Origin of the sequence: Intrasporangium chromatireducens Q5-1 (assembly GCF_000576575.1) — a bacterium.
Classification (GTDB): domain Bacteria; phylum Actinomycetota; class Actinomycetes; order Actinomycetales; family Dermatophilaceae; genus Intrasporangium_A; species Intrasporangium_A chromatireducens.
Genome location: NZ_AWQS01000337.1, coordinates 1 through 3,271, shown reverse-complemented (window position 1 = coordinate 3,271; position 3,271 = coordinate 1). Strand labels below are relative to the sequence as shown.

Sequence of the window (3,271 nt, the reverse complement as noted above, 5' to 3'; positions counted from 1 at the left end):
CGGTTGGTGGCCTCTCGACGTTCGCCACGTCGAAAGGCCAGCTTTGGACGCGAGCGAGGTGAGCGGCATACGGGACGGTCCTGGGACGTTGGAACAGCGGAAGCCCGCTCACGAGACGAAGGTGTGACACTGGAATGGTGTTCGGATTCGGCAGGAAGACCACGATGCCCACCCGCGAGGAGGCGCTGCCCGGTCGGGCCGAGCGCCCCTACGACGTCAGCCCGACGCACGTCGTCCTCGGCACCCCGATCGAAGGGCCGTGGCCCGACGGCTCCGAGGTGATGTATGTCGGGATGGGCTGCTTCTGGGGCGTCGAACGGATCTTCTGGCGCCAGCCGGGGGTCGTCGCGACGGCGGCCGGTTACATGGGCGGCTACACGCCGAACCCGACCTACGAGGAGGTCTGCACCGGCCTCACCGGCCATGCCGAGATCGTCCGCGTCGTCTACGACCCGGAGCAGACGAGCCCCGAGCTGCTGCTCAAGCAGTTCTGGGAGAACCACGACCCGACGACAGCGAACCGGCAGGGCAACGACGTCGGCACCGGCTACCGGTCGGCGATCTACTGGACCACCCCGGAGCAGGAGCGGGCCGCCATCGCGACGCGCGACGCCTTCCAGAAGGTGCTGCACGACAACGGGTTCGGCGAGATCACGACGGAGATCCGGTCGGCGCAGGACGCCGGGCCGTTCTACGTCGCCGAGGACTACCACCAGGGCTACCTGCACAAGAACCCGATGGGCTACTGCAACCACGGACCCAACGGCATGACGTGCCCGGTCGGCATCGTCCGTCAGGACCAGCTGCCTTCGCAGCAGGACGTGGCGCCTCCGGCGCACTAGCAGGTATGCCGCTCAGCTGAGTCGGCCGGGTCCGCCTCCTTCCGTGGAGGCGGGCCCAGCCTCGCTCAGTCGAGCGCGGCCGCGCTGGGGCCGCCACCGTCGCGCTCAGGCCAGTCCGGTCGGCATCCGGTTCGCGAAGTCGGTGGCCGCCTCGAACACCGATCCGACGTGCAGCACGCCGGCCTCGTCGAACGGCCGGCCGATGATCTGCATGCCGATGGGCAGGCCCTGCCGGTCGAAGCCGCTGGGGACGGACAGCGCGGGCAGCCCGGTCAGGTTGCCCGGCGCCGACGTCGTGACATAGGCGTCGATGGCGGGCTCCTCCGTGCCGTCCGGCCACCGCACCATCGGGTCGTCGGTGCGGACCGCGACGGCACCGAGGGTCGGGGCGAGCACCGCGGTCAGGCCGGCAGCCTCGTACAGCTCGCGCCAGCCCTGCTTGATCAGCTCGCGCACCCGCAGCGCCCGGATGTAGTCCGTCGCGTAGAGCAGCTCGCCGACCTCGAGCAGTGCCCGCACGTCCGGCTCGTAGAGGTCGGCCTTCTCGCGGAGGGTGTCCTGGTGGTAGGCGCTCGCCTCCGCCACGAGGATCCCGTACTCGACCGGCATGTAGGTGTGGCCGAGCGGCAGCTCCACCTCGCGGATCGTCGCGCCGGAGGCCTCGATCGTGCCGACCGCCGACCGGAAGGCCGCCTCGACGTCCGGCTCGATGTGGTCGAAGTAGTAGTTCGTCGGCACGCCCAGCGTCACCCCGGCGAGGTCCCCGCCGAGCGCCGCGGCATAGTCCGGAACCGGCTCGTCGACGCTGCCCGGGTCGCGAGGGTCGTGGCCCGCCAGCACCTGGAGCAGCAGCGCGACGTCGCCGACGGTGCGGGCCATCGGTCCGGCGTGGTCGAGCGCCCAGCACAGCGAGGTGATGCCCTGCCGGGAGACCCTGCCGTACGTCGGCTTGAGCCCCGTCGTCCCGTTGAGCGCCGACGGGATCCGGATCGAGCCGCCGGTGTCGGTGCCGATCGCGCCGAGCACCATGCGGGAGGCCAGTGCCGCTCCGGAGCCGCCACTCGAGCCGCCCGGGGTACGGCTCAGGTCCCACGGGTTGTGGGTCGTCGGGGTCATGACGCCGTACGCGTACTCGTGGGTGTGCGTCTGCCCCATCAGGACGGCGCCGGCCGCACGCAGCCGAGCCGACACGGCGGAGTCGGACGTCGCGATGCGGCCGGCACGAGTCCGGGAGCTCGACGTTGCCGCGACGCCCTCGGTGTCGCACAGGTCCTTGATCCCAACCGGTATGCCGTGCAACGGGTTTCGCGGACCGCCGGCGGAGATCTGTGACTCCGCCTCCTTCGCGGCCCCCCTGGCGCTGTCGAGGGTGAGCTCCGCGAACGCGTGCACCTGGCCCTCGTGGCGCTCGATCTGGCCGATGACCGAGTCGGTCAGCTCGACCGGGGACAGCTCCCCGGCGGCGATGGCGGCGGAGGCCTCGGTGAGGGTCAGCTCGTGGGGCTGCATCACGACCACCTCGCGTCGAAGCTCGTGGCGGGCGGGGTCTCGCCCAGGTCGACGGCATCGAGCTGGTCGACGAGCGACTGGACCAGCTGGAGCAGGCCGCTCGTGTCGGCGACGCGCTCCTTCGGCAGTGGGAGGCGGGCGTGCTCGGCAAGGGTCGCGGTCAGCTCGGGGGTGACCTGCGGTCTGGGCGTATCCATGCGCATCTCCTCGCGGACGCGTGGCGGCCACGCCGTCGTGGCCGCCCTTGTCGGTCACCGTACGAACTCTGCCCGCCGCTGCCAACCCCTCGGCAGCGCGGAGCCGACCGGCCGCCTGGCGCCGTTGCGACGCCGATTCCGTATGCCGCTGAGCCGGGTTCGCGTCGATCTGCCCTTCGCGCGGGCTCGGCCCCCTAGGGTGGCGCCATGCCGAAGGAGTTCAGCGTCAGCCGCTCGATCGAGATCGCCGCTCCGGTCGAGCGGATCACTCCGCTCATCACGAACCTGCACGAATGGCGCAAGTGGTCGCCGTGGGAGGACCTCGACGCTGACATGGAGCGCACCTACCAGGGCCCGGAGTCGGGCGTCGGTGCGATCTACGCGTGGCGTGGGAACAGCAAGGCCGGATCGGGCCGGATGGAGATCCTCGAGGCCGTCGACACCCACGTCGGCGTCGACCTGCTCTTCCAGTCGCCGATGCAGGCGCACAACCGGATCGACTTCACCCTCGTACCGCACGGCACGACGACCCGCGTCGAGTGGCTGATGACCGGGCCACAGAACGTCGTCATGCGGCTCATGAGCCGGTTCTGGTCGATGGAGAAGATGGTCGCGCCCGACTTCGAGCGCGGCCTGAAGAAGCTCAAGCAGGTCGCCGAGAGTTCCTGAGCGGGGCTTCCGAGGAGAGCGTCCTCTCGATCGTCGGGATCGTGCTCTCGATCG

Annotated in this window: 4 protein-coding genes; 2 read left to right on the top strand and 2 right to left on the bottom strand. The window is 70.6% G+C overall.

All coding sequences use genetic code 11. The features are described 5' to 3' along the window. Positions 1 to 164: 164 nt before the first annotated feature. A complete protein-coding gene (msrA, locus tag N864_RS20560) occupies positions 165 to 842 on the top strand; it encodes a peptide-methionine (S)-S-oxide reductase MsrA (protein WP_240474433.1) in 678 nt (225 codons plus the stop codon). A 105-nt stretch (positions 843 to 947) separates the two neighbouring features. On the opposite strand, the gene N864_RS20555 is transcribed toward msrA, so the two are convergent. Next, a complete protein-coding gene (locus N864_RS20555) occupies positions 948 to 2,351 on the bottom strand; it encodes an amidase (protein WP_034721780.1) in 1,404 nt (467 codons plus the stop codon). Continuing rightward, entirely contained in the window at positions 2,351 to 2,548 is a 198-nt protein-coding gene (locus N864_RS20550; protein WP_034721776.1) for a hypothetical protein, read from the bottom strand. Before N864_RS20550 ends, N864_RS20555 begins: the two co-directional genes overlap by 1 nt. Positions 2,549 to 2,755: 207 nt before the next feature. Between N864_RS20550 and N864_RS20545 the strand changes: the two genes are divergently transcribed. Further along, positions 2,756 to 3,217, top strand: coding sequence for an SRPBCC family protein (locus N864_RS20545; RefSeq protein ID WP_034721774.1), 462 nt, complete (start codon positions 2,756 to 2,758; stop codon positions 3,215 to 3,217). Positions 3,218 to 3,271 lie beyond the last annotated feature (54 nt).